Here is a 4,944-nt window from a genome sequence, read left to right as displayed (position 1 = left end):
GCCCACGCTGCAGCAGTCCAGCGCGCATCGAGACCCAGGGGAATCGCCAGGCTGGCAAAGATCACGCCCAGGGCCAGGCAAGTCTCCGCCAGCAGCAAAGCACGCCCGCCGCTCAGCAACCGCGCCAGGCCCATGTAGATAATGCCCAGGCCTAGCGCACTGAACGCGGCGGCGAACTCCAGGTGTTGCACCAGCGCGAACTGCAAGCCAAAGCCCACCAGCGGCGGGCCGAACAGCATACTGCCGTCGACGTAATCGCCTTTGGCCGCCGACCAACGCAGCAACGCATCACGCCCTTCGGGGGCGTCGCCTAGTTCCAGCAACTTGCGCCGCGCGAACAGCAGGCCGATCGCCAGGTACACCAGGAAGAACAGGATCAGGAACGGCTCGGTGCTCCACAGCAGTTCCGGCGTGTAGGAGCGCATGCCCCAGGCGAAGCCGATGCCGAACGTGCCGACAAAGCCGATCAGGTTGAGCAAGCGCCAGGCCTTGAACCAGGCGATGGCGAGGATACCGGCATTGAGCAAGGCGAAATAACTGAACAGCGCCACATGGTTGCCGGCGCCGGTGGACGTGAGAATCGGCGCGGCAAAACCGCCCAACGCCGCCGCGCAAGCCAACCCCAGCGCGTCCTGGGTAATCGCCAGGATCGCCGAAAACACCGTGACCGCCACCAGCAGGCCCAGGGCCGCACTCGGGTCGATCAGCGGATGCAAGCGCATCGCGGCGAACACCGTCAGGTACAACACCGCAATGCCGGTGCCTTGCAGCATCAACCCATAACTGCTGTTGCGAAGTCGCAGCCACCAGCCCAGGCCCAGCAGGCCGAGCGCCGCCGCGGCCACGCCGGCGTAACGCAGTTCGATCGGCACCACCATGCCTTCAGTGGCGTAACGCAGCAGAAAGGCCAGGCCGAGAAACAGCAGCACTACACCGACGCGCAGCACCGTGTTGCCGCCGAACAGCCAATTGCGTGCGCCGCTGATGGCACGTTCGATCAGGTTGGGACCGCGAGGGATGAGCGGCTCTTGCGGTGACTGGGGAGTTGGGGCAGGTGTCCAGACAGGTTCGGGTGACGCTTGGCTGGGCTCGGTGACCTTCGCCACGGGCGCCAATCCGGCAGGCAGCTCCCAGACAAGTTCGGGCGCTTCAGCGACGGGTACGGGTACGGGTTCAGGGGTAAGTTCAGGAGGGGGAACTTCGACAATGACGTTGCTCGACGGCGCGGGCGCTTCCACTTGTCGCAAACGCTCGCCCAGGGCGATCAGGGCCTTCTGGGTGGTTGCCAACTGAAGCGCTTGCTGATCCGCCTGGGCCGACAGTTTGCCCAGGCGAATTGCCTGGCCAATGCCGAGCCCCAGCAGCGCACCGATGCCCGCATCACTGAACGACTCATCGAGCGTCCAGCCGAGCACCAGGCCAGTCAGCATGAAAATCCATTGCATGGTCGATATTCCCTAAGCAGCCCGGGGCGGGCAAACCGGGGCCTAGTATATCGACGTGGAACCCATGTGAGCGCGGGCATGCTCGCGAATACGGTGTGTCAGTCAACATATTTGTTAACTGGCATATCGTTTTCGCGAGCAAGCCCGCTCCCATTTGGTACTGCGGTGTTTAGTCGAGGGCTTTCCAGATTTCGGTAGCGTACTCGCGGATTGTCCGATCCGAGCTGAACCAGCCCATCCGCGCCGTATTCAACACCGCCGAGCGCCACCATGCCTTGGAGTCATGCCAATGCGCCTCGACCCGCGCCTGGGCATCCCAGTAGGAGTCGAAGTCGGCACATACCAGGAAGCGGTCGTAGTCGATCAGCCCGTCGATCAAGCCCACATACCGGCCTGGATCATCAGGCGAGAACACCCCGCCACGGATCGCTTGCAGCACATCGTTCAAGCGATGGGACGCCGCAATTTCCGGCCCGGCATTGAACTCACCGGCATGCTTGCGCGCTTCTACCTGCTGGGCGCTGAGACCGAAGATAAACATGTGCTCGGCGCCCACACGCTCGTGCATCTCCACGTTAGCGCCGTCCATAGTGCCGATGGTCAGCGCGCCGTTGAGGCCGAACTTCATGTTACTGGTGCCCGACGCCTCGAAACCGGCGGTGGAAATCTGCTCCGACAAGTCCGCCGCCGGAATGATGCTTTCCGCCAGGCTGACGTTGTAGTTGGGCAGGAACACCACCTTGAGCAAGCCGCGTACGGTTGGGTCGTTGTTGACGGTACGGGCGATGTCGTTGGTCAGCTTGATGATCAGCTTGGCCTGGTGATAACTGGCCGCAGCCTTGCCGGCGAAGATTTTTACCCGCGGCACCCAATCGACCTCCGGCTCGGCCCGGATCGCCTGATACAGCGCCACGGTATGCAGCAGGTTGAGCAGCTGGCGCTTGTACTCGTGGATACGTTTAACCTGCACGTCGAACATCGCCGCCGGGTTCACCGAAATGCCCAGGCGCTCATGGATGATTTCGGCCAGGGCACGCTTGCTGTGCAGACGTTGGTCGGCGAAGGCTTTGCGGAAGGTCTGTTTCTCGGCGAAGGTTTCCAGCTCGCCCAGGCGAGTTTCCATCGTGTCGAGAATGTCCGGGCCCAGCGCGTCCACCAGCATATTGGTGAGCTGAGGGTTGGCCTGGTACAGCCAGCGGCGGAAGGTGATGCCGTTGGTTTTGTTGTTGATACGCTCAGGGTAGAGCTTGTGCAGTTCGGAAAACACCGTGCTGCGCATCAGTTGGGTGTGCAGACCGGACACGCCGTTGACGCTGTGGGAACCGAGGAATGCCAGGTTGCCCATGCGCACGCGGCGGCCGTTGTCTTCTTCAATCAATGACACCGCGCGCAGCACGTCGAAGTCGTGAATGCCTTTGGCGCGCAGCGAGTCGATGTGCTGGGCGTTGATCAAGTAGATGATCTGCATATGCCGGGGCAGCATGCGTTCCATCAAACCCACGGGCCAGGTTTCCAGCGCCTCGGGCAGCAAGGTGTGGTTGGTGTAGGAAAGCGTTTCGACGGTGACGTCCCACGCGGCTTCCCACGGGATGTCGTGCAGGTCGACCAGTTGGCGCATCAACTCCGCTACGGCGATGGACGGGTGGGTATCGTTGAGCTGGATGGCGGCGTGTTCGCCCAGGCTCAGTACCGAGCCGTGCATGTTCTTGTGGCGGCGCAGCAAGTCTTGCAACGAGGCGGACACAAAGAAGTATTCCTGGCGCAGGCGCAACTCCTGCCCCGCTTCGGTACTGTCGGCCGGGTAGAGCACGCGCGAGATGCTTTCGGCGCGCGCCACTTCGGCCACGGCGCCCAGGTGGTCACCGGCGTTGAAGCGTTCCAGGTGCAGGTCTTCTACCGCGCGGGCACGCCACAGCCGCAGCGTGTTGACGCTGGCGCCACGCCAGCCGACCACCGGGGTGTCGTAGGCCACCGCGCGAACGGTTTCGCTGGGCGACCACACTTGAATCATCTTGCCGGACGCATCCGCCAGGGTTTCCACGCTGCCGCCGAAACCGATCGGGTAGATCACTTCGGCGCGCTCGAACTCCCACGGGTTGCCGAAGTCCAGCCAGCGTTCGGTCTGCTCCTGCTGCCAGCCATCGACAATCGCTTGGCGGAACAAGCCGTGCTCGTAACGAATGCCATAACCGTGACCGGCAATGCCCAGGGTCGACATGCTCTCCATGAAGCACGCCGCCAGACGGCCCAGACCACCGTTGCCAAGGGCCGCGTCGGGCTCGAGGAGGCGGATGCGCTCAAGGTCGACACCCAGCTCGGACAGGGCTTCGCGAGCGATCTCCAACACGCCGAGGTTGCTCAGGCTGTCGTAGAGCAAGCGGCCGATAAGAAATTCCAGCGAAAGGTAATAAACCCGTTTTTGGCCTTTGCGGTAAATGCGCCGCGTATGGTCCATCCAGTGGTCGACCATCTGGTCGCGTGCGGCCAGGGCAATGGCTTCGAACCAGTCGTGGTCGAAGGCGTGATCGGGGTCCTTGCCCACCGCATAGGTGAGTTTGGTCAAGACGGCATCGCGAAATGCGGCGACCTCTGCTTCTCGTGCAAGTGGTTCCTGAGACATCAAATACGACCTCGGGCGAGATAGAAGGAGTTGCTAGAGCCTAGACGCTCTGACACACGGCGTAGGCTCTGGTTCGTCAGTTTTTTAACTCATTGATGGTTGCGTGAATTTAATGCAGAGGTCGTGCCCGATCGCCGTTCGCGCAGAAAACCTGAAAAGATTGTTCAAAAAACCACCAATCCCGGTATGATCGCGCGCCCGGACACAGCCCCACCTTTTGGAACCCCGATGAAGCCTCAACTGATCGCCGCCGCGGAACTCGACCGTCTCGAGACCTGGCAGAAATATTCCGCCCACATGTGTGGTGGCTGCGTGTCCAGCTGCTGCACGCTGCCGGTCGAAGTGAAGATCAAGGACCTGATCCGCATTGGCATCGTCGATGAGTTCGAGCGCGGCGACCCGCCGAAGAACATCGCCAAGCGGTTGCAGAAGGAAGGCATCGTGGAGCGCTACAACAACAAATCCGAAATTTTTACCCTGCAGCGCATGAGCAACAACGACTGCCTGTACCTGGATCGTAAGACGCGCTTTTGCACTATTTATGACAAGCGCCCGGATACCTGCCGCAATCACCCGAAAATCGGACCGCGGCCGGGTTATTGCGCATATAAGCCCAAGGAAGTGGTGCGCGAGACCAACTTCAAGACACTCGATAAGTTCTAAGTTTTTATTGCTTGAACTATCGCTTTCGCGGACAAGCCCTAATGCCGGTCAGTTAAGCGCTAAAGCAGAAAAACCTGCGACCTGTGGCGGGGGGGCGTTCTCCCGGTGGGGCGCGGAGCGGCCCCAAAAATGGGGCGGGTACGCAGTGCAGCGGTAGCAAGCGCCCACGCCCCCCGGGCCGGGTGAGTGTTAAAAGACGGGGATTAGGACAAGCCC

The 4,944-nt window shown here is 61.5% G+C and carries 3 protein-coding genes; 1 reads left to right on the top strand and 2 read right to left on the bottom strand.

From position 1 onward, the window contains the following. Both Q1V60_RS09625 and Q1V60_RS09620 read right to left on the bottom strand, forming a co-directional pair. Nucleotides 1-1,445, bottom strand: a 1,445-nt coding sequence (locus Q1V60_RS09625) for a DUF2339 domain-containing protein (RefSeq protein WP_300629666.1), incomplete at its 3' end; no start/stop codon positions are given. A gap of 169 nt (nt 1,446-1,614) precedes the next feature. Then, complete coding sequence (locus tag Q1V60_RS09620) at nt 1,615-4,065, bottom strand: glycogen/starch/alpha-glucan phosphorylase (RefSeq protein WP_300629663.1); 2,451 nt, start codon at nt 4,063-4,065, stop codon at nt 1,615-1,617. Between the two features lie 228 nt (nt 4,066-4,293). Here Q1V60_RS09620 and Q1V60_RS09615 point away from each other — a divergent pair, with 228 nt between their 5' ends. Continuing rightward, entirely contained in the window at nt 4,294-4,728 is a 435-nt protein-coding gene (locus Q1V60_RS09615) for a YkgJ family cysteine cluster protein (RefSeq protein ID WP_003187815.1), read from the top strand. Nucleotides 4,729-4,944 lie beyond the last annotated feature (216 nt).

It is taken from the genome of Pseudomonas sp. (genome assembly GCF_030147005.1).
GTDB lineage: Bacteria > Pseudomonadota > Gammaproteobacteria > Pseudomonadales > Pseudomonadaceae > Aquipseudomonas.
This window is presented reverse-complemented; position numbering and strand designations above follow the sequence as displayed.

Bases quoted from the DNA above. Each gene is read 5' to 3' on its own strand.
- Q1V60_RS09615 (WP_003187815.1), top strand. From the start codon at position 4,294: ATGAAGCCTCAACTGATCGCCGCCGCGGAACTCGACCGTCTCGAGACC.
- Q1V60_RS09620 (WP_300629663.1), bottom strand. From the start codon at position 4,065: ATGTCTCAGGAACCACTTGCACGAGAAGCAGAGGTCGCCGCATTTCGC.